The organism is Collinsella aerofaciens (assembly GCF_015553355.1).
GTDB lineage: Bacteria > Actinomycetota > Coriobacteriia > Coriobacteriales > Coriobacteriaceae > Collinsella > Collinsella aerofaciens_V.
Window position 1 is genome coordinate 39102 of the sequence record NZ_JADNGN010000006.1, and the last position, 21720, is coordinate 60821.

At 62.4% G+C, this 21720-nt stretch carries 20 protein-coding genes and 1 pseudogene; 10 read left to right on the top strand and 11 right to left on the bottom strand.

Features of this window, described 5'->3' with window-relative positions; all coding sequences use genetic code 11:
* Positions 1-219 precede the first annotated feature (219 nt).
* Positions 220-1818, top strand: coding sequence for a glutamine-hydrolyzing GMP synthase (gene guaA / locus I2D57_RS02910; RefSeq protein WP_195361401.1), 1599 nt, complete (start codon positions 220-222; stop codon positions 1816-1818).
* 277 nt (positions 1819-2095) lie between these two features.
* Here guaA and I2D57_RS02915 read toward each other — a convergent pair whose 3' ends face one another.
* Positions 2096-2311 (bottom strand): hypothetical protein, encoded by a 216-nt coding sequence (locus I2D57_RS02915; RefSeq protein ID WP_195361402.1) that lies wholly within the window; start codon positions 2309-2311, stop codon positions 2096-2098.
* Positions 2312-2332: 21 nt separating this feature from the next.
* On the opposite strand from I2D57_RS02915, the pseudogene I2D57_RS02920 reads away from it, so the two are divergent.
* The 8 genes and pseudogenes from I2D57_RS02920 to I2D57_RS02955 form a co-directional block, all read left to right on the top strand.
* Positions 2333-2551, top strand: a pseudogene (locus I2D57_RS02920) (phosphorylase family protein); the annotation flags it as partial.
* 226 nt (positions 2552-2777) lie between these two features.
* Positions 2778-5519, top strand: a complete 2742-nt coding sequence (locus tag I2D57_RS02925) for a PRD domain-containing protein (protein WP_195361403.1) — start codon at positions 2778-2780, stop codon at positions 5517-5519.
* A 123-nt stretch (positions 5520-5642) separates the two neighbouring features.
* Positions 5643-6116: a PTS system mannose/fructose/N-acetylgalactosamine-transporter subunit IIB gene (locus I2D57_RS02930; protein ID WP_195361404.1), complete on the top strand. Its 474-nt coding sequence runs from the start codon at positions 5643-5645 to the stop codon at positions 6114-6116.
* A gap of 9 nt (positions 6117-6125) precedes the next feature.
* Positions 6126-6911 carry a PTS mannose/fructose/sorbose/N-acetylgalactosamine transporter subunit IIC gene (locus tag I2D57_RS02935; protein WP_195361405.1) on the top strand — a complete coding sequence of 262 codons (786 nt, stop codon included), beginning with the start codon at positions 6126-6128 and terminating at the stop codon, positions 6909-6911.
* A gap of 2 nt (positions 6912-6913) precedes the next feature.
* Positions 6914-7747, top strand: a complete 834-nt coding sequence (locus I2D57_RS02940) for a PTS system mannose/fructose/sorbose family transporter subunit IID (protein ID WP_055287013.1) — start codon at positions 6914-6916, stop codon at positions 7745-7747.
* A gap of 26 nt (positions 7748-7773) precedes the next feature.
* Positions 7774-8172 carry a PTS sugar transporter subunit IIA gene (locus I2D57_RS02945; RefSeq protein WP_055287011.1) on the top strand — a complete coding sequence of 133 codons (399 nt, stop codon included), beginning with the start codon at positions 7774-7776 and terminating at the stop codon, positions 8170-8172.
* Between the two features lie 12 nt (positions 8173-8184).
* A complete protein-coding gene (locus I2D57_RS02950; protein ID WP_195361406.1) occupies positions 8185-9309 on the top strand; it encodes a glycoside hydrolase family 172 protein in 1125 nt (374 codons plus the stop codon).
* Positions 9310-9388: 79 nt separating this feature from the next.
* A complete protein-coding gene (locus I2D57_RS02955) occupies positions 9389-10273 on the top strand; it encodes an ROK family protein (RefSeq protein ID WP_229055591.1) in 885 nt (294 codons plus the stop codon).
* A 95-nt stretch (positions 10274-10368) separates the two neighbouring features.
* Here I2D57_RS02955 and I2D57_RS02960 read toward each other — a convergent pair whose 3' ends face one another.
* From I2D57_RS02960 to I2D57_RS03005, 10 genes are all read right to left on the bottom strand, one after another.
* Positions 10369-11199 (bottom strand): class I SAM-dependent methyltransferase, encoded by an 831-nt coding sequence (locus tag I2D57_RS02960; RefSeq protein ID WP_055287008.1) that lies wholly within the window; start codon positions 11197-11199, stop codon positions 10369-10371.
* A 115-nt stretch (positions 11200-11314) separates the two neighbouring features.
* Positions 11315-11920: a class I SAM-dependent methyltransferase gene (locus I2D57_RS02965; RefSeq protein ID WP_195361407.1), complete on the bottom strand. Its 606-nt coding sequence runs from the start codon at positions 11918-11920 to the stop codon at positions 11315-11317.
* Positions 11907-12536, bottom strand: a complete 630-nt coding sequence (locus tag I2D57_RS02970) for a class I SAM-dependent methyltransferase (protein WP_195361408.1) — start codon at positions 12534-12536, stop codon at positions 11907-11909. Before I2D57_RS02970 ends, I2D57_RS02965 begins: the two co-directional genes overlap by 14 nt.
* A 19-nt stretch (positions 12537-12555) precedes the next feature.
* The gene (locus I2D57_RS02975; protein ID WP_195361409.1) at positions 12556-12786 is read right to left on the bottom strand and encodes a hypothetical protein; all 231 of its coding nucleotides are present in this window, start codon (positions 12784-12786) and stop codon (positions 12556-12558) included.
* A gap of 105 nt (positions 12787-12891) precedes the next feature.
* The gene (locus I2D57_RS02980) at positions 12892-13110 is read right to left on the bottom strand and encodes a helix-turn-helix domain-containing protein (protein ID WP_042433142.1); all 219 of its coding nucleotides are present in this window, start codon (positions 13108-13110) and stop codon (positions 12892-12894) included.
* 95 nt (positions 13111-13205) lie between these two features.
* On the bottom strand, positions 13206-13835 hold the full coding sequence (locus I2D57_RS10080) for a metal-dependent transcriptional regulator (RefSeq protein WP_411161251.1): 630 nt from the start codon (positions 13833-13835) through the stop codon (positions 13206-13208).
* A gap of 78 nt (positions 13836-13913) precedes the next feature.
* A complete protein-coding gene (locus I2D57_RS02990; RefSeq protein ID WP_195361410.1) occupies positions 13914-17603 on the bottom strand; it encodes an ABC transporter ATP-binding protein in 3690 nt (1229 codons plus the stop codon).
* A gap of 38 nt (positions 17604-17641) precedes the next feature.
* A complete protein-coding gene (locus I2D57_RS02995; protein WP_195361411.1) occupies positions 17642-18256 on the bottom strand; it encodes an MptD family putative ECF transporter S component in 615 nt (204 codons plus the stop codon).
* A 51-nt stretch (positions 18257-18307) separates the two neighbouring features.
* Positions 18308-19723, bottom strand: a complete 1416-nt coding sequence (locus tag I2D57_RS03000; RefSeq protein ID WP_195361412.1) for an ABC transporter ATP-binding protein — start codon at positions 19721-19723, stop codon at positions 18308-18310.
* The gene (locus tag I2D57_RS03005) at positions 19720-20397 is read right to left on the bottom strand and encodes an energy-coupling factor transporter transmembrane component T (RefSeq protein WP_229055592.1); all 678 of its coding nucleotides are present in this window, start codon (positions 20395-20397) and stop codon (positions 19720-19722) included. The genes I2D57_RS03000 and I2D57_RS03005 overlap by 4 nt, the downstream gene beginning before the upstream one ends.
* A gap of 196 nt (positions 20398-20593) precedes the next feature.
* Between I2D57_RS03005 and I2D57_RS03010 the strand changes: the two genes are divergently transcribed.
* On the top strand, positions 20594-21631 hold the full coding sequence (locus I2D57_RS03010; protein WP_195361414.1) for a helix-turn-helix domain-containing protein: 1038 nt from the start codon (positions 20594-20596) through the stop codon (positions 21629-21631).
* Positions 21632-21720: the final 89 nt, after the last annotated feature.

Genomic DNA, 21720 nt, shown 5'->3' on the forward strand with positions numbered 1-21720 from the left:
AGTATTGTGGCACAGGGCGTCCAATGTTCAAACGTATTACATCATCTGTAACGTTTGAAAACACTTCAATTGCCGTCAAATAGGGGCCCAGGTCGTGCGTTTGCCGTGCGCTGATGGCTGCGAGGGGCGAGAAACCCCATATAACGTGTACACTATGAAGGCTATTTTCGTTCATTCACGCGGGTGGGCACCGGCTCCCCGCCAACAAGAGGGGGAACCATGGATCAAAAGGCTTCCGCAAAGGTCCTCGTACTCGACTTTGGTGCGCAGTACGGTCAGCTCATTGCCCGTCGCGTCCGCGACCTCAACGTGTATTCCGAGATTGTCCCCTGCGACATCTCGGCCGACGAGATTCGCGAGATGAACGCCTCTGCGCTCATCCTTTCCGGCGGTCCGGCTTCCGTGTATGCCGAGGACGCTCCGTCTATAGATCCCGCCATCTTTGACCTGGGCCTTCCCGTCCTGGGCTTCTGCTACGGCCATCAGATCACGGCCGTGACGCTCGGCGGCAAGGTCGGCCACTCCGAGGTGGGCGAGTACGGCCGCGCCACCATCACGCGCACGGCCGGCGCCAAGCTCTTTAACTCCACGCCCATGGAGCAGACCGTGTGGATGAGCCACCGCGACGCCGTTTCCGAGGTGCCCGAGGGCTTTACCGTTACCGCCAGCACTGACGTGTGCCCGGTTGCCGCCATGGAGTGCGTCGAGCGCAAGATTTTCACCACGCAGTTCCACCCCGAGGTCAAGCACTCCGAGTATGGTCAGCAGCTGCTGAGCAACTTCCTGTTTGAGATCTGCGGCCTGGAGCCCAACTGGAGCATGGACAACCTGGTCGAGACCATGACGGCCGAGTTCCGCGAGAAGGTCGGCGACGACCGCGTGATTCTGGCCCTGTCCGGTGGCGTCGACTCCTCCGTCGTGGCTGCGCTGGGCGCTCGCGCCGTGGGCAAGCAGATGACCTGCGTGTTCATCAACCACGGCCTGCTGCGCAAGGGCGAGCCTGAGCAGGTGGAGGAGGTCTTCACCAAGCAGTTTGACGTCGACTTTATCCACGTCCACGCCGAGGACCGTTATGCCGAGCTTCTGGCCGGTGTGACCGAGCCCGAGGAGAAGCGCCGCATCATCGGTACGCAGTTCTGGAAAGAGTTCTTCGCCGTGGCGCAGCAGCTCGAGACCGATGGCAAGCCGGTCAAGTACCTGGCTCAGGGCACCATCTACCCCGACATCATCGAGTCCGGCGCTCGCAAGACGGGCGGCAAGACGGCCACCATCAAGAGCCATCACAACCTGATCCCGTTCCCCGAGGGCGTGCACTTCGACCTCATCGAGCCGCTCGACCACTTCTTTAAGGACGAGGTCCGCGCGCTTGGTCTGGCACTGGGCCTGCCGGGTCACATCGTGTTCCGCCAGCCTTTCCCGGGCCCGGGTCTTGCCATCCGCACCATCGGTGCGGTCGACAAGGAGAAACTCGAGATCCTCAAGAACGCCGACGCTATCGTGCGCGAGGAGCTGGATGCCTACAACCAGCGCCTGTTTGAGCAGACCGGCGAGCGCAACTCCGAGCACAGCTGCTGGCAGTATTTCGCGGTTCTGCCCGACATTAAGTCCGTCGGCGTTATGGGCGACGAGCGCACCTACCAGCGTCCGATCATCCTGCGTGCCGTCGAGTCCAGCGATGCCATGACCGCCGACTGGGCCAAGCTGCCCTACGACGTGCTGGCCCGCATTTCCGGCCGCATTGTTGCCGAGGTCCCCGGTGCCAACCGCGTGTGCTACGACATCACGTCCAAGCCGCCCGCGACCATCGAGTGGGAGTAGTTGATATCTAGCGTTTCCGAGCCCCTGACCTGCACAAACAGGTCGGGGGCTTTTCGTTTGGCAACCGCTGGACAACCTTTATGGTTTCGTGCCCCGTGAACAGGGGACGTAGCGCTGTTCACGTCTGGGCCCATGTCGGCACCGATCATTGCCCGCGCTGCTTCTGCTTGCGCTTCAGCTTCCGCTGCTCGAAACACGTCGTCGGGAGTTCCGCGTCGGCGCCCCGCCTTCCCGCCGAAGGAGGGGGTGACGGCTCCCTGCAGAGCCGCGGAACCTCCTATATCCGCTTGTTGCGGGCTTGCTTGAGCCAGTTCCTCTTGAAAGAGCCTATACCTCCGAAGAACTTGTTGTACGTCTCACCGTTCTCCTTGGCCTCGTACTTGACCAAGGCAAGTTCGATAGTGCAGAGGTAATCCGCCACTTGTTCGAGGCGGTAGTCGGTCATCGAGGTCTTGCGGCATCGGACGACCCCTTTTGAGAGGACCTTGCCCACCGAGTCGTCTCGCCCGCGGAACAGAAGGAGCGCATCCTCGCGACCTTCGGCGACCTGTGCTGCGAGATGGAGGGCTGCACCATCGCGCAGGCCGCCTATCTCAACGGCGTGCCCCTCGTCGTCGTGCGCGCCATCAGCGACAAGCCCTGCGCCGAGGGCCAGGTCGTCGACTACAACACCTTCGAGAAGAAGGCCGCCTGCGACTGCGCCCGCATCGCCGCGCGCATGGTTAAGCTTTAGGCCCTGCGCGCCGGGGCCCTTCTTTATGTTGGGACCCCGGCGCGCAGGGCCCTTTCCAAAGCGAAGTGTCGAGTCGAAGTGTTGAGCGTCGGCCCTGAATGTTCAATGGCCGTTGTTTTCTGCCCCTCAAGTGGTGAACTTCTCCTCGGGGCTGTTGATTCCCCCACGCGCCCCCTTCCGTTCTCTGTGTTCCCCTTATACTCCTTGTACAAGGAGGTAAGAAGTCATGGACAAGACCGCACAGGACAGCTTGGCAAAGAAGCCCGCCGACATGAGGGACAGGATTCTCGAGCATCTCGAGGCCCTCACCTCTGCCGTCTCGCTCGACGACCTTGCCCGTCTGTCCACCTCCGACATCGCCGAGACGCTCATCATCTCCAGGAGTCTGGCGAGCCAGTACCTCAACGACCTTGTTCGCGCCGGCCTTGTGGTTAAGGTGGCGGGCAGGCCTGTCCGTTATTTTCATCGCCGCGCGTTCCAGAAGCGTTTTCAGGTAAAGCTCTCTGCAAGCGAGTACGCCTCGCTCGCCGACCTCATCCAGGCGACGGGAATCGCCGATCACCGTGACTTCGCGCGTGCCGTGGGCTTTGACCTGAGCCTCAGCTCCGTTGTCGAGCAGTGCAAGGCTGCGGTTCAGTACCCTCCGTTCGGCCTGCCCATCCTCTTGAGCGGCGGCGTGGGTGTCGGCAAGTCTTTCCTTTCTCGCCTTGTGTACGAGTACGGCAAGAACCAGGGCTTGCTGTCCCGCGACTCCTCCTATGTGCGCATCGACTGCGCCGGGGTCCCGGACGCCGCCTCGTTCAACGGGCTTCTTGACGAGTCGATCGCGAAATCGCGCGGGGGTGTGGTTTTTGTCAACGGCATCGAGGCACTCTCTCCCTCTGCGATGGAGCACTGCCTTGCGACGGCCCTCGGGCTCGATGCCTCCCAGGATGCGCCGCGCGCTCGCCTCGTTCTTTCGACGACGCTTTCCGCCGATGACCTGAAGGTTTCCTCGGCCTACAGCAAAATGCCCATCTGTGCCCGCGTCCCCTCACTCAAGGAGCGGACCCCCGAGGAGCGCGAGGATCTCATCTTGAGCTTCCTGCGCAGCGAGGGGTGCCGAATCGGTTCTGATGTGAAGATTAGCCGCGGCGCATACCGTTGCCTCGTGAACGCGGACTTTTCCGATAACATCGCCGGCTTGCGCGCCTGCGTGACGAACTGCTGCGCCAAAGCGTTCCTCAATCGCGAGGGCGACTACGTCGTCGTTCGCCCGTATCTTCTTCCCAGCGGGCTCCTCTCCTCCGCGCAGATCGATCAACAGCCCGACGATGGCGTTCTGATCGACGCGTCCCTGGATGCCGCCGAGAGCACAGGGCCGGTCGAGCAGGCGCTCGATGCCCTGTGCTCTCTCGATGAGCGATTCTGCGCCGGGGAGCTCTCTGTCTCCGAGCTCGTCTCGCAAGCTGTCTCCGCTGTGCGCGGCGTTGAGGATCACTTGATCTTCGGCCGCGGCGTTACCTCCTCGAGGTCGCGCGCCTTCGAGCGCATCGTGGGCGCGGTCCTTGCCGACGCAGGCTCTTCTTATGGCATCGAGCTTTCGAGGAAGGTCGCTTTTCTACTGGCCCAGGAGATTTGCCTGCAGTTGTGGCCGGGCATCGGCCTGGCTAAGCGAAAGTCTGCCTGTGCGGAGCAAATCTCCCATCTCCTCGGTGCCGTGACCTCCGAATTACCGTTTGCCTCGAGCGTCTCCGATCAGGTCGCCGCAGACGTGGAAGGGGCGCTGGGAATCTCGCTCGATCACTTCACGAAGACGCTTCTGACGCTGTGCGTCGCATCGGAGTCTCGCGACGCGAAGGCCCTTCGAACGCTCTGCGTCATCTTGTCCCACGGCTACTCAACGGCGACGAGCATCGCCGACGCGGCGAACCGTATGCTCGGCATGCATGTGTACGAGGCGGTCGACATGCCCTACGACCAGCAGCTGAAGGACATCGTCGGTCCGCTCCAGCGCCTCGTCGACCGCCATTCCTACTGCACCGGGGTCGTGTTCCTCGTCGACATGGGCTCCTTGGAGGAGGCCTATAAGGCCCTCGAGAACGTTACCGACTCCACTATCGGCGTGGTGAACAACGTCTCTACCGGTCTTGCGCTCGAGATCGGGGTCGGGCTGCTCGGCGGCAAGTCCATCGCCGAGGTTCTTGGCGATGCGACCGCCGCGTGCGTGACGCACTGCAAGGTGATCGAGCGCGTCAACCGTGAGGACGCCATCGTCTTCTGCTCCGAGTCCGGGGTCGACGCCGCGGAGAGGATACGCCAGCTCGTCTCGCAGAGCCTCCCGCGCACCATAGGCGCGCGCCTGCTCACGAGGCCCTTCAAGCAGCTCGTCGCGAACGGGTCGAACGACGCCGTTTTCTCCGAGCACCGCGTCTGCGCCGTCATCGGCACGGGAGACCCCGGGGTCGCCTCCGTCCCCTTCGTCGCCCTCGAGGACATCATGTCGACGGCGTCCGCCTCTAAGGTTGATGCCGTGTTCGGCAGGTGGCTTGACGCTTCCGAGCTCTCTTCTTTCCACGAGAAGCTGCTCTCGAACATGACGCTGCAGAACGTCATCCGCTCCATCACCATCCTCGACCCGGAGCGGCTATTCCATGAGATCGAGAGCGCCGTGCACGAGCTTCAGCGCAGGACAGGCGAGAAGATCGGCAGTAACGCCATCATTGGGCTCTACGTTCACCTCTGCTGTCTCGTCGAGCGCCTTGTTACCAGAAACCCCATTGAGACCTACGTTGGCCAGGACCGCTTCGAGGAGGAACGCGCCGATTTCATCGAGTCCTTCAGGCAGAGCTTCTCGAGCATCTCGACGCGCTATCGCGTAGAGGTTCCCGTAAGCGAGATCGCATATGTCTTCGACTACATAAGCGTGAGCGCCGCCCCGGCGCGAGAGGAGCGCCTCGGCTCCTCGGACCTCCTGCTCGACGAGTGACCTTCCCCGCGCCGCCGCAAGCTGACCGCGCGTCCTCAATAATCCGATAACCCCTTGCCCGGCGCGAATCCGGATAGCGCCGAGGCAGTACCGAACGTAAAACTTCATTTGATAGGAGCAAACATGAGTGTTGTTATGGCACGAATCGACAATCGCCTGCTTCACGGCATCATCGTGACGCAGTGGGCCCCGGTGTCGGGCGCGACCCGAGTCATGGTCATCGACGACAAGGTCGCCGGCGACGAGGTCCTGAAGTCCACCATGAGGATGGCGCGCCCCGCGGGCATGGCCGTCTCGATCATCTCCGAGCAGACCGCGCTCAAGAACTTCGCGGCGGGCAAGTACGACCGCGAGAAGGTCTTTGTCATCGCCAAGGAGCCCGAGACGATCCTTCACCTGGTCGAGTCGGGCATCGAGCTCCCGTCGCTGATCGTCGGCGGCTCTCTTGTCAAGGAGGGCGGCGTCCAGCTCACCCAGCGCGCCTATGCCTCCGCCGAGAACGTCCAGAGCTACAAGGCGCTCATCGCCCGCGGCGTCAAGGTGACGGCACAGCTCGTGCCCGCCGACAAGCCCGTCTCCGTCGCCGACCTCATCTAAGGAGGGATCATGGTCAACTTCACTATCCTGCAGGTCGTCCTTTTGACCCTGCTGGCCTTCATCAAGCACGTGGACTACTACGGCATCCCGATGATCTTCGTCAACTATGCCGTCTTCTGGGGCCTCATCACCGGCGTCGTCATGGGCGACTGGAGGACCGGCCTTGTCATCGGCGGTACCATTCAGCTCATGCAGCTCGGCGTCGCGGGCTTCGGCGGCTCGTCGATTCCCGACTACGGCACGATGGCCATCATCGCCACCGCCTACGGCGTGACCCTGGGCGCGGACACGGGCCTCGCCATCGGCCTGCCGGTCGGCATGCTCGGCATCCAGCTCGACGTCATCGTCAAGATCCTCAACGGCTTCGTCGTCGAGAAGTCCCAGAAGTTCTGCGACGAGGGCAAGTTCAAGCAGATGAACGCCATCCTGTGGGTCTGCCCCGTGCTCTTCGGCCTGTGCGCCGCCCTGCCCGTCTTTGTCTCCGTGACCCTCGGCCAGCCCGCCGTCAACTGGCTCCTCGAGGTTATGCCCCAGTGGTTCCTTTCCGGTCTCACCCTCGCCGGCAAGATGCTCCCGGCCGTCGGCATCGCGATGCTGCTGCGTTACATGCCCACTGGCAAGTACTTCCAGTACCTGCTCGCCGGCTTCTTCCTCTCGGCCTTCCTGAACGTGCCCATCATCGGCGCCGCCATCGTTGGCGTTGCCCTCGCGATCGCGTTCTACCAGCGTGCCGAGAGGGACACCGAGCTCGCCGCCCACGCTTCCGCAGACGCCTTCATCGGAGAGGATGAGTAACCATGGAAAACGAGAACATCACCGCCGTCGCCGAGGGCAAGCCCTCCGGCTACAAGGTCACCAAGAAGGACCTGCGCAACGCGAACTGGCGCTGGCTCATGAGCGTGTGCACCTTCAACTACCAGACCCAGCAGGGCGCCTCAGTCGCCTACGCCCTCTCGCCGGTCCTGAGGAAGATCTACACGAACGACGAGGACTATAAGCAAGCGCTCAACAACCACTTCCGCTACTACAATACCCAGCCTTGGCTCGCCGCCATCATCCTTGGCGCCTGCGTGGCCATGGAGGAACGCGACGGCCTAGCGGCGGCGGACGCCGTCCAAGACCTGAAGATCGGCACCATGGGACCGCTCGCCGGCGTCGGCGACTCCCTGCTCATGACCATGATCCCGACCATCATGGGCTCCATCGCCGCCTACATGGCCATCGAGGGCAACCCCGTGGGAGCCGGCATCTGGTTCGCGCTCATCCTGGCCATCTTCTGGGTCCGCATGCACGCCCTCGAGTTCGGCTACAAGCAGGGCGTGAAGCTCGTCACCGACTTCAGCGAGAAGCTTCCCAACCTCACTGCCGCCGCCTCCGTGCTCGGCCTCACCGTGGTCGGCTGCCTCATCGCCTCGGTCATCGGCGTCACCTGCCCGATTAGCTTCAGCTTCGGCGACGTCTCGATGGAGATTCAGCCGCTGCTCGACAAGATCCTGCCTGCCATGATCCCCGCCGCCATCACGGGAAGCGCGTATTACCTTCTTACCAAGAAGAACGCGAGCATGACGGTCCTCATCCTCGTGGTGATCGTCCTCGCGATGGTCGCCTCCGCCGCTGGCATCCTCGCCTAGCTTCGACCCAAGAGATTGGTGAATCAATGAGAAAGATAGTTGTGGCGAGCCATTCCCTTCTCGCCCAGGGCTTCAAGGACACCCTCGAGTTCCTTACGGGTAAGAGCGACGCCGTCAACGCCGTGTGCGCCTACGTGAACGACAACGGCGAGGGGCTCGACGCGGCGGTCGAGGCGGCTCTTTCGGGCACTGACGAGGTCGTCGTCCTCACCGACGCGCTCGGCGGCAGCGTGAACCAGCGCTTCTCCCGCTTCGCCTCCGACCGGATCCACGTGATCGCGGGTGTCAACCTCCCGCTCGCCATGACGGTCGCGCTCGCGCGCCCCGACGAGAAACTCGACTTCGACGCCCTCGTCGACGAGGCGCGCCAGCAGATCGTCTACGTGAACGGTGCCAGTTCCGCCGAGTGCGAAGACGACGAATAGAGGAGGTCGACGATGAGAGAGTTCCTTAAGGACGTGTGGATGCACGGCGGTGAGGAAAGCCGCGCCATCACCCCCGAGAACATCACGGGCGAGAAGGGCCGTGCCGCCATGTCGGCCAGCCACCTCGGCGTCGGCCGCAAGGGCTCGTGCTGCGTGCCCCTTGAGTCCGGCGAGACCATCACGCTCGCGGACATCGAGGGCCCCGGCATCATCCGCCACATCTGGATGACCGTCCCCGACAAGACCGCCGCCGGCAGCTTCGTCATGCGCGACCTCGTGCTGCGCTTCTACTGGGACGACGAGGAGACCCCCTCGGTCGAGTGCCCTGTCGGCGACTTCTTCTGCAACGGCTTCGGTGAGCGCGCCATCGTCAACTCGATGCCCATCTGCGTGAACCCGACGGGCGGCATGAACTGCTACTTCGAGATGCCTTTCAGGAAGCACGCCAAGGTCACGCTTACGAGCGAGCACCCCGGGTTCATTAAGTACATCTTCTACACGTTCAACTACGCGCTCACCGACGTGCCGGACGACGCCATGTACTTCCACGCCCGTTTTAACCGCGAGCGCAGCACCCGCAGGGGCGTCGACTACACCGTGCTCGACGGCGTGCGCGGTAAGGGCTACTACGTCGGCACCTACATGGCCCTGTGCGCCCTGGAGCGCTATTGGTGGGGCGAGGGCGAGATGAAGTTCTTCCTCGACGGCGACGAGGAGTTCCCCACGGTCACCTCGACGGGAGCCGAGGACTACTTCGGCGGTGCCTGGGCCTTCCTCGACAGGCCGCCCCACGCGCTGCCCGAGGCGCAGTGCTTCAACACGCTGTTCGCCGGCTACCCGTACCGCTCGACGCGCGACGCCACGCGCGACCGCTTCAGCGCGGGCAAGCCGAACCCGAACCCGATGCTCGCGACCAACGACGACGCGCTGCCCAGGCACGGCCTCTACAGGTGGCACCTTCCCGACCCGATCTCGTTCAAGGAGGACCTGCGCGTGACGTTCCAGGACCTCGGCAACGACGACATCAAGCTCTACGAGCGCGAGGACGACATCTCCACCGTCGCCTACTGGTACCAAAGCGAGCCGCACGCCGTGCTCTCCCCGTTTGCCGCAAGGCAGGACCGCGTGCCCAGGTAGGGTCGCCTCGAAACAAGCCAACGTTATGGGCGCCCGCGGTTGACCATGACTGCGGGCGTCCCTTTGTAAGGAGGATCACATGAGCGAAAAGCAAATGAGGCTCGGCGCCCTCGAGGCCGGCGGGACCAAGATGGTCTGTGCCGTGGTGTCCGGCGACGGCGAGGTTCTCGACCGTATGGAGACCCCGACGCTTACGCCCGCCGAGACCGTCCCACAAATGGTCGAGTGGTTCACCGCCCGCGATGTGAACGCGTTGGGCATCGGCGCCTTCGGCCCGACCTGCGTCGACCCCAACGATGAGCGCTACGGTTCCATCCTCCAGACGCCCAAGCTCGCGTGGCGAGGCTATGGTCTTCGCGCCGCGTTCGCCGACGCCCTCGGGATTCCGGTGACCTACGACACGGACGTGAACGTTGCCTGCCTCGGCGAAGTGGTCTTCGGCTGCTGCAAGGGGCTCGAGGACGCCGTCTACGTGACCATCGGCACCGGCGTGGGCGCGGGCGTCATGTGCGCGGGCAGGCTCCTTCACGGCATGCTGCACCCCGAGGCCGGCCACATGCTGGTAAGGACCCGTCCCACCGAGGAGGGACGCTGCGTCTGCCCGAGCCACGCGAGCTGTCTCGAGGGCCTCGCCTCCGGCCCCGCCATCGCCGCGCGCTGGGGAAAGCCCGCGGCCGAGCTCGCGGACAACGCTGAGGTGTGGGCGCTCGAGGGGGATTATCTGGGGCAGATGCGCGCGAACCTCGTGCTCATGTACTCGCCTCGCCGTATCGTCCTCGGCGGCGGCGTGATGCACCAGGAGCAGCTCTACGGCATCGTCCGCAAGAAGACCCTCGAATATCTGGGTGGCTACATCCAGACCGCCGAGCTTAAGGACATAGAGAGCTACATCTGCGCTCCGGGCTGCGGCGGCGACCAAGGAATCCTTGGCGCGGCCGAGCTGGCAAGAAGGGCGCTCGCGTAACTTGCACTCTCTCCGCCATACGACGCGTTAAGAAAAGACGAGCGCTTCTTGCCAATTGAGCGGCAAGAAGTGCTCGTCTTTTGCATTTTTGCCTCTCAAAATCTTATTTTCACGATTTGCATTTTCATCCCGTTGTCACCGACCCTTGCGAGAAACCGGAAAAAGCCGCTGACAGAAGGGTCTCTCAAATCGTTATAACCCAGCATATAGCCGCGACTTGTGACCTGCAGACGGCTGTCCCACGCGCCGATTTCCTTGGCGGCATCCGAAACCGCAAAATATGCCCCAACATCCTTGATTTTTGCAGTCTTAAGCCATGTTTTTGCGATCATCTTTACTGCCGTCCGATTGGCAGCATCAAAGACCAGCACACCGCCGGGGAAAGCGTCCGCCATCTCCCGCACCAGTTCCCGGACCTGCTGGGTCAGAAAGTAATAGAACACCCCGGAGGCAAAGAACACCACCCCGCCGGAGGCATCGATTTTGCTAAACCATGCGGTGTCTTTCAGGTCACAGGGGATATTTTGTTCTCGATTCCCGGCGGGCAGTAGCTGCTGCCGCAAGGCAATCACATCCGGGAAGTCCAGATTGTAGATCTTGCATCTACCGTTGTCGCAGGTTCTGCCGGTGTTGTCCAGCCCGCAGCCCAGATTGACCACCGCCGCATTGGGGTGGCCTTTCAGGTAATCCCGCACCTCGAAAGCAAGATCACCCTGCCGCATGGCCACCTCCAGCGCACCAAAACGCTGCATCAGGCTGCGGGAGTTTTTCTCTGCCTCTGAAAAGTCGTAGTCGATCTGGTCGAGCAGACGAACCGCTGTTTCATCCCTGTAAAGGTTCGGGTACAGCTCCGTACACAGCTTTCGGGAATACAGCGGGAGGATCAGCGTCTCCTGCACGGTGTTTTTCTCAATTTTACATTTCATAGGTTTCTTCCTCAGTGAATAAGAACTGTCATAATTGCCGCCAGCACAGCCGCTATGACCGTCATGCCTATCGCCATGTGCAGGATGGATGCAAAAACACCCGTGCTTGATGCCCTTACTTCCGCGCCGTGACGCAGAGCCACTTTTTCTTTTTGTGTATCTGCACCTCGTGAAAACCCGCCTGCTCCAGACAAGCTTTTAATTCAATGTCCTTGTAGATGGTCATGCCGCCGATGATCTGCGTCCACCTCTCGTCCTTGTCCGTATCGCCATTGCTCTCGTTGCAGATAAGAATTGTCCCGCCTGGCTTCAGCGTCCGCCAGACCTCACGGAAGCATCGGGGCAAATCAGGCCAAAAGTAGACGGTCTCAAAGGCCGTGACTGCATCGAAGCAGCTATCCTCAAATGCCATATCCGCCACACTGCCTTGCAGAACGGCGCAACGCCCCTCCTGAATTGCGGTTCGGTTGAGCTTTCTAGTCTTATCCACGCTGACGGGCGAATAGTCGATGCCCTTGACGACGCCATGCGGGCATTTTTTCAGCAGCCGTTTTATGTTCGCCCCGCCGCCGCAGCCGCAATCCAGCACCTTGGCATTTGGCGCAAGTCGTAGAAATCGAAGTCCCCACCGCGCCACAGGGCTGTGCCCCAGATTCATCATGGCAACCATAAGTTTTCCGCCGAGGCCCACGGGCTTGCGGGTGTTTTCAAAGAACGACATCTGGCCCCTCCGATTTCGTGCATTCCGCATAGGTCAACGGGAACGAGGCCTTCAGCACCGCGCTTTTCTGCACTGCCCAGCCGTTTTGACGCAGGAAACGTAGGTATTCCTCGCTTGTCCACCTGCTGTGGAGGGGGAATCCCGCCATACGCATAAATAAGGCTTTTGCCTTGCCGGAAACCGAGCTCCCCGCGTGGGTGAAGGTTGGCGCGATGAGCACGCCGTCGTCTTTCAGCACCCGCCTGATTTCTTGCAGGGCCTTTTCCGGATGCGGCACTATGTGAAGCGCGTTGGACGCGATCACCACATCAAAGGACTTCTGTGCATAGGGCAGGCGGAACATATCTTGTACGGAAAAGTGCAGCTTTGCGGATTGATTGTCCCGCTTTGCTTCAAGGATCATCTTTGCAGAAGCGTCCGTAGCCTCGATGTGCGCCGCCGCATTTACGATGCTCTTTGCGATAAGCCCCGTGCCGGTGGCAACCTCCAGTACGGTTTTTGCTTTCACCACCGGCCTGATCAGCTCATACATCTTCTCATACGTCGCCCGGTCCTTTCGCATGAAACGGTCGTACCGACCGGCATTCTTGTCCCAGAAGCCCTTGCGTTCGTGCATTGCTATCGCCCCCAAATAGTTAGATACATCTAACTATAACATACGAATCATGCAGTAAGTCCTTGTGTCCGTTCATGAGGGGCTCGGAGTGGAACGGGATGTTGGGGAGGTCAGCCCTGGCAAGCTTGACCTCATAGCCCTTGACCGCTTCGGCGATGCTGTCTGCCTGGTCGTGGAAGACGAGTGTGAGCAGGTAGTAGCGAGCCTTGCCGCCGCCGAATAACGCGTTGGTCGATGCGATGGGCCTCACCTGGCTCCTGCTAATGCTTTTGGTCATGGTCGTCCTCGAGCTCCTCTCGTCTCGAGGTTCCCTCGCGTGCCCGGCCGCGGGCGGCTCCCGGGGCGGTCGCCGCCGTCATTTCCTGCCGCTCCTCGACTCGATGTAGGCGTCCACTGACGCCCTCGAAACCAGGAGCTTCCTTCCGAGCCTGTACGAGTCGATCTCTCCCGACCAGATGAGGTCGTATGCCTTGTTTCGGCTCGCCCTCATGTACTCCTGCATCTCGATCACCGTCATCCATTCGTCCCGATCTTGGCTTCCCTCGGGCGCGGCGCATTCGGCTGTGCGTGCCATGGTTCCTCCAATCTTCCCGTGCGGCACCGCGCGAGGACACCGCACGACACCGTGTGCCTTTTCGTCTGCGCGACGATTGAACCGCCTGATGGCGATTAGTGAGCACGGCGCGAGTGGAGATGGGTCGAGGTGGGTCGAGCTGGCCGGGCCTTCACGAAACGGCCATGAGCCGCACGCCTTAGCAGGCAGCTAAGTCCCTGAAAAGTAAAAGGCGCCCATGCGGGCGCCTGCCTAGTAGCTGGAGTTGTTCGGTTGTGGTTGGAATGCTTCTCTTCCGCGGTGCTGTCGTCCAGGGTCCGGCATCTGTCGTTCGCCTCTTTTGTCGTGTTTGGTGTTGCGTGTTCTGCGAGTGGCTTTGCGAAGGTTTTTTCAGCCCGTTGTCCCAGGTGCACACGGGTAAATGGTACCCATCCGTTGGGACGCGGCCTATTGAAAGAGGTGATTGTGCGACAAGGAGATAGACGAGCGGCAGCTCGTCGGCTCCCGAGATAGGCCGCGAAACGTCTGTAGGAGTCCTCTGACAGGCAGTGCTCTATGCGGCAGGCCTCCGCCGAGGCGGTCTCGGCGTCCACGCCTGACTCGACGAGCAGCCGCTCGAAGAAGCGATGACGTTCGAGCGTCGCCGATGCGGCGCGCTCGCCCTCCTCTGTAAGGCGCACGTCATGGCCGAACATGCGGACGAGGACGGCAGCGCCGAGGTCCGAGAGCGCCTTGGTGACGCCCATACGCTCCGCGATGTCGACATTGCGGCAGAACCCGCGCTCGGTGCGGATGACGAGGATTGCCTCATCATCCGCGTCTGCTCATCTGCCCGTCAGAACATTGTCGGCACCGCTCCCGTCGGCGGGAGCGGTCCACGACGAGCTTTCCTGCTGGAGCCTCCACAGCCTCGCGTACAGTCCGTCTTCGGCAAGCAGCGTCTTGTGGTTCCCCTCCTCCGCCACGCGCCCGTCGTCGAGAACGACGATCTTATCCGCATTGGCGACGGTTCTCAGTCGATGGGCGATGACGATCACCGTTTTGCCTGCGCAGAGGGCTCCGACCGCCTTCTGGATAAGCGTCTCGTTCTCGGGGTCGAGCGAGGCGGTCGCCTCGTCGAGGAGCACCACGGGCGCGTCTTTCAGAAGGGCCCTCGCAATGGAGAGGCGCTGACGCTCCCCGCCCGAGAGAGAGGCGCCGTTCTCGCCCAACATCGTATCGAACCCCTGGGGAAGCTTCTCGATGAACTCCAGGCAGTGCGCCGTCCTTGCAGCCTCGGCCACCTCTTCGTCAGAAGCTCCCTCGCGACCGATCCGGATGTTGTTCGCGACCGTGTCGTCGAAAAGGATCACGTCCTGGAAGACTATGGAGACGTACGCGAGCCACGATTCCTCGGAGAACCCGGCGATGTCCTTGCCCGAGCAGAGGATCCTGCCGCTGTCCGGCTCCCAGAATTTCGCCGCCAGCTGGGCGCAGGTCGACTTGCCCGATCCACTCGGCCCGACAAGGGCGGTGACTTTTCCTTCCTGCGCGTCGAAGCTGATGCCGTGGAGGACCTCCTCGTCGCCGTACCCGAACCGGACGTTTTGGAAAGACAGGCTATGGCCGGAGACATCCGCCGGGGCAGAGCCCTTCGCTTCAGGCTCGTCCATGACCGCCTTGATCCGGGCTGTCTTGGTCGACAGGTTGAGAAGGTTGGGCAGCTGGGACACGAGGGCGAGAATGGGGCCGTACACACGCGAAACGATGAGCAGGAACATGAGCAGAACCATGAAGTCAACGCCGCCGGAGGCGAGAAGCATCGCGCCGACGCAGGCGGTCAGCCCGACTCCAGAGCGAAGGATGGCGCTCGCAAGGGAGACGGAGACGTCGACGGCGAGCTCGACCCGCATCGTCACCCTCTTGAGCTCGAGCATCGCCTGCTCCATGGCGGCGGAGTCCTTGCCCACCGCCCTGCAGGCCCTTATGTCCTTGATGCCCTCGAGGTAGTCCTGCACGCGCGCCAGCGCATCCAGGCGGACGCGGTTCTGCCTTTCGAAAAGGCGCGACTGATGGCGTCGGCCCAAGGCGATGACCCCCGCCGAAAGCGGAAGCGTGACCATAACGCAGCAGGCGAGCCTCCAGTCGAAGAATGCCAACATCACGCAGATGACCACGGTCGACACGATTCCGGCGATGAGCTGCGGGAGCGTCGAGGAGAGCATGGACTCCTGTGCCGTCACGTCCCCCATGATGCGGTCGGCAACGTCGGTCGTGTCCCGACGGTTGAAGAAGCTCATGGGCAGCTTCCTCAGGTGGTCGGCGAGGCGCAGGCGGATGCCTTCGGACTCGGTGTACGCGGCCACGTAGGTTTTCTCGTAGTCGTTTCTCGAAGCGACGAAGACCACCGCCATCCCCGCAAGCCCCACGGCGAAGATCGCCCAGAGCGCGGCGGCGTCGAACGGCTCGCCCGCAAGGGTCCCCACGAGAGCCGCGAACGCCGCGACCGTGCAGACGAAGGGGATCATGAGCGCCAGATCGCTCAAGGTGCACGCGAGGGCCGAGCGCTTGAGTCCGGCGTAGCCCTCGCCGGAAAGGTTGAACGCCCTCTGAAGCCATGGCGCCCCGCCGTTCGACGGCTTGCCGGGCTTCTCCGCAGGGTCGTGCTCGCCGGCGGAAGCATCCTGCGCCGCATGCGGGGCGGCCGCTTCGGAGGATTGGGCTTCGTCGCCGCCCGGAGCCGATTCGACGCCCCATTCGACCGCCTCTGTGTACTGGCTCCACATCTTCGCGTATGTCCCTGATGCGGCGAGGAGCTCTTCATGGGTGCCCTCCTCGACTTTGCGCCCGTCGTCAAGCACGACTATCTTGTCGGCGCCGACGACGGTGGAGAGCCTGTGGGCGATCATGATCACGGTCTTGCCGGCCATGAGCCTCTCGAATGCCTTCTGGATCAAATGCTCGTTCTCGGGATCGGAGAACGCGGTCGCCTCGTCCAGCACCACGATGGGCGCGTCCGAGATGATCGAGCGCGCGATGGCTATCCGCTGCTGCTCTCCGCCGGACAGGTGCACGCCCTCGGAGCCTATTACCGTGGCGTAGCCGTGGGGAAGGCTGTTGATGAACGCGTCCGCCTGGGCGGCCTTCGCGGCCTCGACCACCTCGTCGTCGGTCGCCCCCGGCCTGCCGCGCCTGATGTTGTCCGCGATGCTCTCGCGGAACAGGTGGGAATCCTGGAACACCAGGCTGAGGCTGCCCATCAATTCGTCCTGGCCCATCTCGCGGACGTTTACGCCGCCGACGAGAACCTGGCCCGAATCGACGTCCCAGAAGCGTGCGACGAGGTTCGCCAGCGTCGATTTGCCCGAGCCGCTCGGCCCCACGACCGCGCATACCGTGCCGGCGGGGATTTCCAGCGAGACGTCGCGCAACGCCGGCTCCGCGTCGTCCTCGTAGGAGAAAGTCACGTCCCGAAGGGACACCGAGGCGTCCTTCGGGGTTTTCGGCGCCTCGGGACAAGAGAGCTCCTCGATGCCGAGCACCGAGTCGATGCGGTCGATGTTCGCCTGGGCGAGCATCCCGTCCTCGCTCACGTAGAGAATCTTCGCGAACACGCTCGATATCGAATGCACGAACAGGAGGTAGAAGACGAGCGAGAGCACGAACGTCGGCCAGTCCTGCGCGCCCGGGGCGAGGAGTATGCCGACGGGCAGGACGAACAGGTACGCGTTGTTGATGATCGCCGTGAAGCCCGGCATGGAGTTCCGGAAGAAGAGCGTGACGTCGAGGGAAAGCCCCGTGTAGTCCTTGATCGCGTCTGCGAGCCGCTTGAACGATCTCGCCGTCTGGCCGAAGGCCTTCACGACGCGCATGCCGCGAACGTACTCAACGGCGGCGTTGCCCATCTGCTCTTTCACTTCCTGGTAGCGCCCCATGCTCGCCATGACGCGCTTGTCGGCGTAGCCGGAGAACTGCACGATGCATGCGACGACGACCGCCGCCAACGTGGCGACGCCGAAGCGCCAGTCGAAGACGAAAAGCAGCGCCACCAAGACGACGGGCGCTGCAGCGGTGGCCGCCAGGTCCGGGACGGAGTGGCCGATGAACTGCTCGATCCCGCCGACGCTCTCGTCCATGACCTTCGAGATCCTGCCTGTGCCGAGCCTGGCGACGTGCCCGAGGGGGATTCGCCCGAGGTGGGCGGCGATCCCGAGCTTCGTGCGGTACTGCGCGTCGAATGCCGCGGCGTGGGAGCACAGAAGCGCGGCAAGATAGCACCCCACGTCAACGACTATGCCCGCCACCGCCAAGCCCGCGTAGCCCGTCATCGCCGAAACGTCGACGGCGGCCAGGTTCGGGTAGACCCCCACCGCATCCCTGATCATGAAGTAGATCGCCACGTATGGGACGAAGGACGCCGCCGCGGATAGGACCGCCAGCGCCATGGAGGCGAACACGAGGGGCTTTCTTCTCCCCGCAAACTGCAGGCAGCGGGAAAGGGCCCCCGGCTTCCTTCCTTTGCTTTCCTTGCTCATCAAATTCCTCTTCTCTCATATTGCTTTGAAAAAGGGCGCTAGGCGATTCCCGCGCGCTCGAAGTGCTTCTTGAACACCGCCCGTCCGACCAGCGAGCCGATGATGCCGCCCGCGAAGGTCACGACCGCGATGATCGCGAACGTCTCGGGGGTCACCGTGGACAGAAGGGCTTCCATGTAGGCCGGGTCGATGCTGTTGGACCCCATCAACTCGCGGTAGTAGTCCTGGGAGGCGAACATGGGAACGAAAAGGCCCGTCGCCCAGCAGGTCTCGAAAAGCGCGTACCCCACGGCGACGCCCGCGAACCTCCCGTACCCGAGCGCTTTCCGCACCAGCTCGGAGACGACGCCGCCGACGGCGAGGCCGAGCGCAACGGGCCACCCCGACCCGATGACGAAGACGATCACGGCGAAGACGAGGGCCATGATCAGCGAGGTTCCCGCGCGCGGCACGCGCGCATGCATGTAGACCCAGACGATCCCGGCGGGCATCGCTGCGATGGCGCAGCAGCCGCAGTACGCCACGACGCTCATGGAGGTGATTCCCACGACGAGCATGCTCACCACCATGAACAGCAGGGAGAAGACGCCGAGGGCTATGAGGTCTCTGGAGCTGAGGCTGCCGCTTTCCTTCCGTTTTACTTTTGCTGCCATTTCCAAATCCTTTCTTCCGTAGGAATCCCTTCTCAGCCTTTGCAGGCCGGCTCACTCGATGAGCACAATCTGGTCGCAGGCCTTTGACAGGAACTCCGTGTCGTGGCTGACGACCGCCGCCGTCTTTCCGCGAGACGCCTCCTCGCGTAAGATGAGCGCGAGGCGTTCCATGTTCCGGAAATCCAGACCGCTCGTGGGCTCGTCGAGGAGAAGCGCCTGCGCGCCCGACTCCGACGCAATGGCGCAGACACACCTCTGCTTCTGCCCTCCCGAGAGCGATGCGGGATGGCGGTCGGCGACATCTCCCAGGCCAAACCTCTCCAAGACCGCTTCGAGACGAAGTTCGTCGACGTCGGAAGGAGACGGGGCCGCGGATGCCAACTCGTCGCGCACGCTCGGGCGAAAGAGCTGGTAGTCGGGGTCCTGCATGACCAGAAACACATGCTCGGGCCTTCTCTTGGGAGGGACCACCGAGCCTTGGAACCGGACATGCCCGAGCTCTTCTTTCTTGATCCCCGCCAGGCACTTGAGCAGGGTTGACTTGCCCGCCCCGTTTCGCCCGACCATACCGACGACCCTCCCGGGGTCGAACGAGACGGTAGTCCCCTCGAGGACCGGTAAGCCCTTCTCATACCCCGCATAGATCCCCCTCGCCTCGACGGCGGGAAAGGCGGAGACGGGACGGGAAAGGCGCTGCATCAGGTCGGCGAGCTTCGGCGGCTCGGAGGACCTGAGCCCGCAAGACTCTCGCTCGGAGTCGGGCAGCCCCAGGAATTGCTGCGCGTCCCATTCGGCGGCGACGGAACCGCCTTCGAAGAGCAGGTACCGGTCGGCGACGCCTTCGAGGTAGGAGAGCCTGTGCTCGGCGATGATCACGGCAGACCCGCTCGACTTGGCTTTCGAGATGAAGGAGGCGAGCTTCTCCATGGAGGGAGGATCCAGATTGCTCGACGGCTCGTCGAGGACGTAGACGCTCGGCCTGCAGGCCCATGCGCTCGCGAAGGCCACCGATTGCATCTGGCCCCCGGAGAGCTCGAAGATACCCCTGCCCATGAGCCTTTCCATGCCGAGCTCGCGAACGACGCCGCGCACCCGTCTGTGCATCTCCTCCCTGGGAACGCCAAGGTTCTCCATGCCGAACGCGATTTCGCCGGTCGTGTCGAGGTTGAAGAACTGGGTGCGGGGGTTCTGGAAAACGCTGCCTGTCAAGGACGAGAGCTCCCAATCCTCCAGCTCGTCGATGTCCCTGCCTGCCACAAGGACCTTCCCCGTCCGGCTGCCCTCGTAGAACCCTCCCGCCAGCCCGTTGACGATCCGGGTCGCGGTGGTCTTCCCGCAGCCGGACTCCCCGCAAAGAACGACGCATTCGCCCGGCGCGACGTCGAAGCTTACGTCGTCGATCGCCGGGGCGTCGAACCCCGCATACGTGAAGGAGACGTTTCTGAACTCGACGGCGTTCTTCGTCATAGCAGCCTTCCAATCCCCTGGCTGGCCTTTGCGACCACAAGAAGCAAGCAGCAGACGACAAGAATCGAGAGAGGGAGGAAGTCGGCCCATCCGAACCGGGGCGCGTTGTAGGAGGTCTTCCTCCCGGGCCGGTCGATGCCGCGCGCGACCGCTGCGGCGGCGAGTTCGTCTGCGATCTTGGCGCAGCGCAGCATCACGGGCACGACCGCGGATTCGAACATCAGCGCCGGCTTCGAAACGAGATTCTTAAGCGAAAGGGCGAGCCCCCTCACCCTCATCGCGTCCGCTACGGCAGAAGACTCCTCCTTGAGCGTTGGAAAGAACCGCACCGCTATCACCAGCGGAACGACAACCGCCTTCGGCAGCCTCATCCCGTAGAGGGCGGCCGTGAGGTCGCCAATCTTGGTGGTGGCCGCGAAGACCGCCGCGAACAGGCAGATGGGCATGCAGGTGCGGCAGGCCAGGGCGAACGAGCCGAGGGCTCCGGCGGCGTTCGGCGGAAGCATCGTCGTGACCCAGAAGATACCCATGAGAAAGAGGTAGGCGAAAGAGAAAGACGCTGCCATCCTTCCGCGCCCGATTGCGAAGGAGAGGAGGACGACGACGGCAAAGAGAAGCGAGCCCAGAACGTAATCCTTCACGATGGCCCCGGTCGCTATGAGCACGACGAGCATGGCCACCTTCGTTCTGACGTCGATGTCCTCCGCAAGTGTTTTCCGTATTCTTCTTCGCAAAACCAGAGAGCCTTTCTTGTATCGCTAAAATTGACAAAGAGATGTTAACCTTGGTTAATTTGAATCAGGTTGCACCTGGAGGGAAAAACCCGAGCGCGAAAGAATTGCGTCCGAACGCGAATAAAAGGATCGGAAGATGGACGACAAGGAAACGATGTTCTCCCACGCCGCCCAAGCCGCGGCGGAGACCTTTGCGGCCTCGCTTGAGCCAATCGGCCTCGTCTTGGCAGATGGATGGAACGGAGAGGGGTCCCTCTTCGAAGGCGACGGGCGCAGATGCGAGGGGTGGTACTGGGCATGGGAGGCGCGGCGGTTCTTCTCTGTCGTCTGCTGCGATTTCACTTTGAAAGAACGCCTGCCCTTCTGCTTCGATTCTGGCGGGTATTTTGCAGTCCGCCGCGAAAGGCATGGCCTCATGCCGCAATCAAGCGTTTCTGCCTTTCTGGAAGCAAAGCCCAAGACAAGCTCGGTCCTTCTACCAAAAGGAGCGAGATTCTCCTACACAGAGATTGAGTATTACGACGAATACTGCCGAAGCGTCTTCGGGGAAAGAATCGACAAGGCGCTGAAACCGCTGGCGACCAGTCTGAAGGGTCTGAGGAGCCAGGCTTCCTGGGATCCGGAAATAGCAGAGATGCTTGACGAGATAGCTCCAAGGGAGATCCCGGGGTCGGAAGCGGGCCTCCAATATTCCGGAATCGCGAACTTGGTGATGGCAAGGCTACTCAGGATGGGAGAGAGCCTGTGCGGGGGAGTGGCCGAGCAGGACCGCCTTTCGATCGCGAGAGCCGTATCGTACATCGAGAGCAACCTAGGCGGTGCGATCGAGCAGAAGGACCTGCTCGAGGCAGCGAACATGGGGTCAACCAAGTTCAAGAAGACATTCAAGCAGGTGACAGGCTTGACGGTGACCGAGTTCGTCTCCTCGGAAAGAATCGAGCTGGCGAAAAGACTGCTCACCGACCATGATATGAGCATAGACGAAGTGGCGCATCGCTGCGGATACGCACGAGCAACAAGCTTCTCCGCCCTCTTCACGAAATCGGTCGGCATACCTCCACGTAAGTGGAGATCGATCGCGAAGGTCGCCTTCGATGACGACCCAGAATCGAAATTTCTGGACATTCTCGCAAGCGGACGATCCTGCGTCAGCGAGCTAGGATCTCATTCTTAGCCATCTTAGTTGCCCTGCCTCCCGGCAGGCGCGCAATTCCTTTAGCCGATTCGTCTCGAGGTGCGCTCTTTGCTCATCTTGTGGCCCAG

What these genes read in the sequence shown, in the direction of transcription:
- guaA (WP_195361401.1), top strand. Translation starts at nt 220, where the DNA reads ATGGATCAAAAGGCTTCCGCAAAGGTCCTCGTACTCGACTTTGGTGCG.
- I2D57_RS02925 (WP_195361403.1), top strand. Translation starts at nt 2,778, where the DNA reads ATGGACAAGACCGCACAGGACAGCTTGGCAAAGAAGCCCGCCGACATG.
- I2D57_RS02930 (WP_195361404.1), top strand. Translation starts at nt 5,643, where the DNA reads ATGAGTGTTGTTATGGCACGAATCGACAATCGCCTGCTTCACGGCATC.
- I2D57_RS02935 (WP_195361405.1), top strand. Translation starts at nt 6,126, where the DNA reads ATGGTCAACTTCACTATCCTGCAGGTCGTCCTTTTGACCCTGCTGGCC.
- I2D57_RS02940 (WP_055287013.1), top strand. Translation starts at nt 6,914, where the DNA reads ATGGAAAACGAGAACATCACCGCCGTCGCCGAGGGCAAGCCCTCCGGC.
- I2D57_RS02945 (WP_055287011.1), top strand. Translation starts at nt 7,774, where the DNA reads ATGAGAAAGATAGTTGTGGCGAGCCATTCCCTTCTCGCCCAGGGCTTC.
- I2D57_RS02950 (WP_195361406.1), top strand. Translation starts at nt 8,185, where the DNA reads ATGAGAGAGTTCCTTAAGGACGTGTGGATGCACGGCGGTGAGGAAAGC.
- I2D57_RS02955 (WP_229055591.1), top strand. Translation starts at nt 9,389, where the DNA reads ATGAGCGAAAAGCAAATGAGGCTCGGCGCCCTCGAGGCCGGCGGGACC.
- I2D57_RS02960 (WP_055287008.1), bottom strand. Translation starts at nt 11,199, where the DNA reads ATGAAATGTAAAATTGAGAAAAACACCGTGCAGGAGACGCTGATCCTC.
- I2D57_RS02965 (WP_195361407.1), bottom strand. Translation starts at nt 11,920, where the DNA reads ATGTCGTTCTTTGAAAACACCCGCAAGCCCGTGGGCCTCGGCGGAAAA.
- I2D57_RS02970 (WP_195361408.1), bottom strand. Translation starts at nt 12,536, where the DNA reads ATGCACGAACGCAAGGGCTTCTGGGACAAGAATGCCGGTCGGTACGAC.
- I2D57_RS02980 (WP_042433142.1), bottom strand. Translation starts at nt 13,110, where the DNA reads ATGGCACGCACAGCCGAATGCGCCGCGCCCGAGGGAAGCCAAGATCGG.
- I2D57_RS10080 (WP_411161251.1), bottom strand. Translation starts at nt 13,835, where the DNA reads ATGGGCGTCACCAAGGCGCTCTCGGACCTCGGCGCTGCCGTCCTCGTC.
- I2D57_RS02990 (WP_195361410.1), bottom strand. Translation starts at nt 17,603, where the DNA reads ATGAGCAAGGAAAGCAAAGGAAGGAAGCCGGGGGCCCTTTCCCGCTGC.
- I2D57_RS02995 (WP_195361411.1), bottom strand. Translation starts at nt 18,256, where the DNA reads ATGGCAGCAAAAGTAAAACGGAAGGAAAGCGGCAGCCTCAGCTCCAGA.
- I2D57_RS03000 (WP_195361412.1), bottom strand. Translation starts at nt 19,723, where the DNA reads ATGACGAAGAACGCCGTCGAGTTCAGAAACGTCTCCTTCACGTATGCG.
- I2D57_RS03005 (WP_229055592.1), bottom strand. Translation starts at nt 20,397, where the DNA reads ATGCTCGTCGTGCTCATAGCGACCGGGGCCATCGTGAAGGATTACGTT.
- I2D57_RS03010 (WP_195361414.1), top strand. Translation starts at nt 20,594, where the DNA reads ATGGACGACAAGGAAACGATGTTCTCCCACGCCGCCCAAGCCGCGGCG.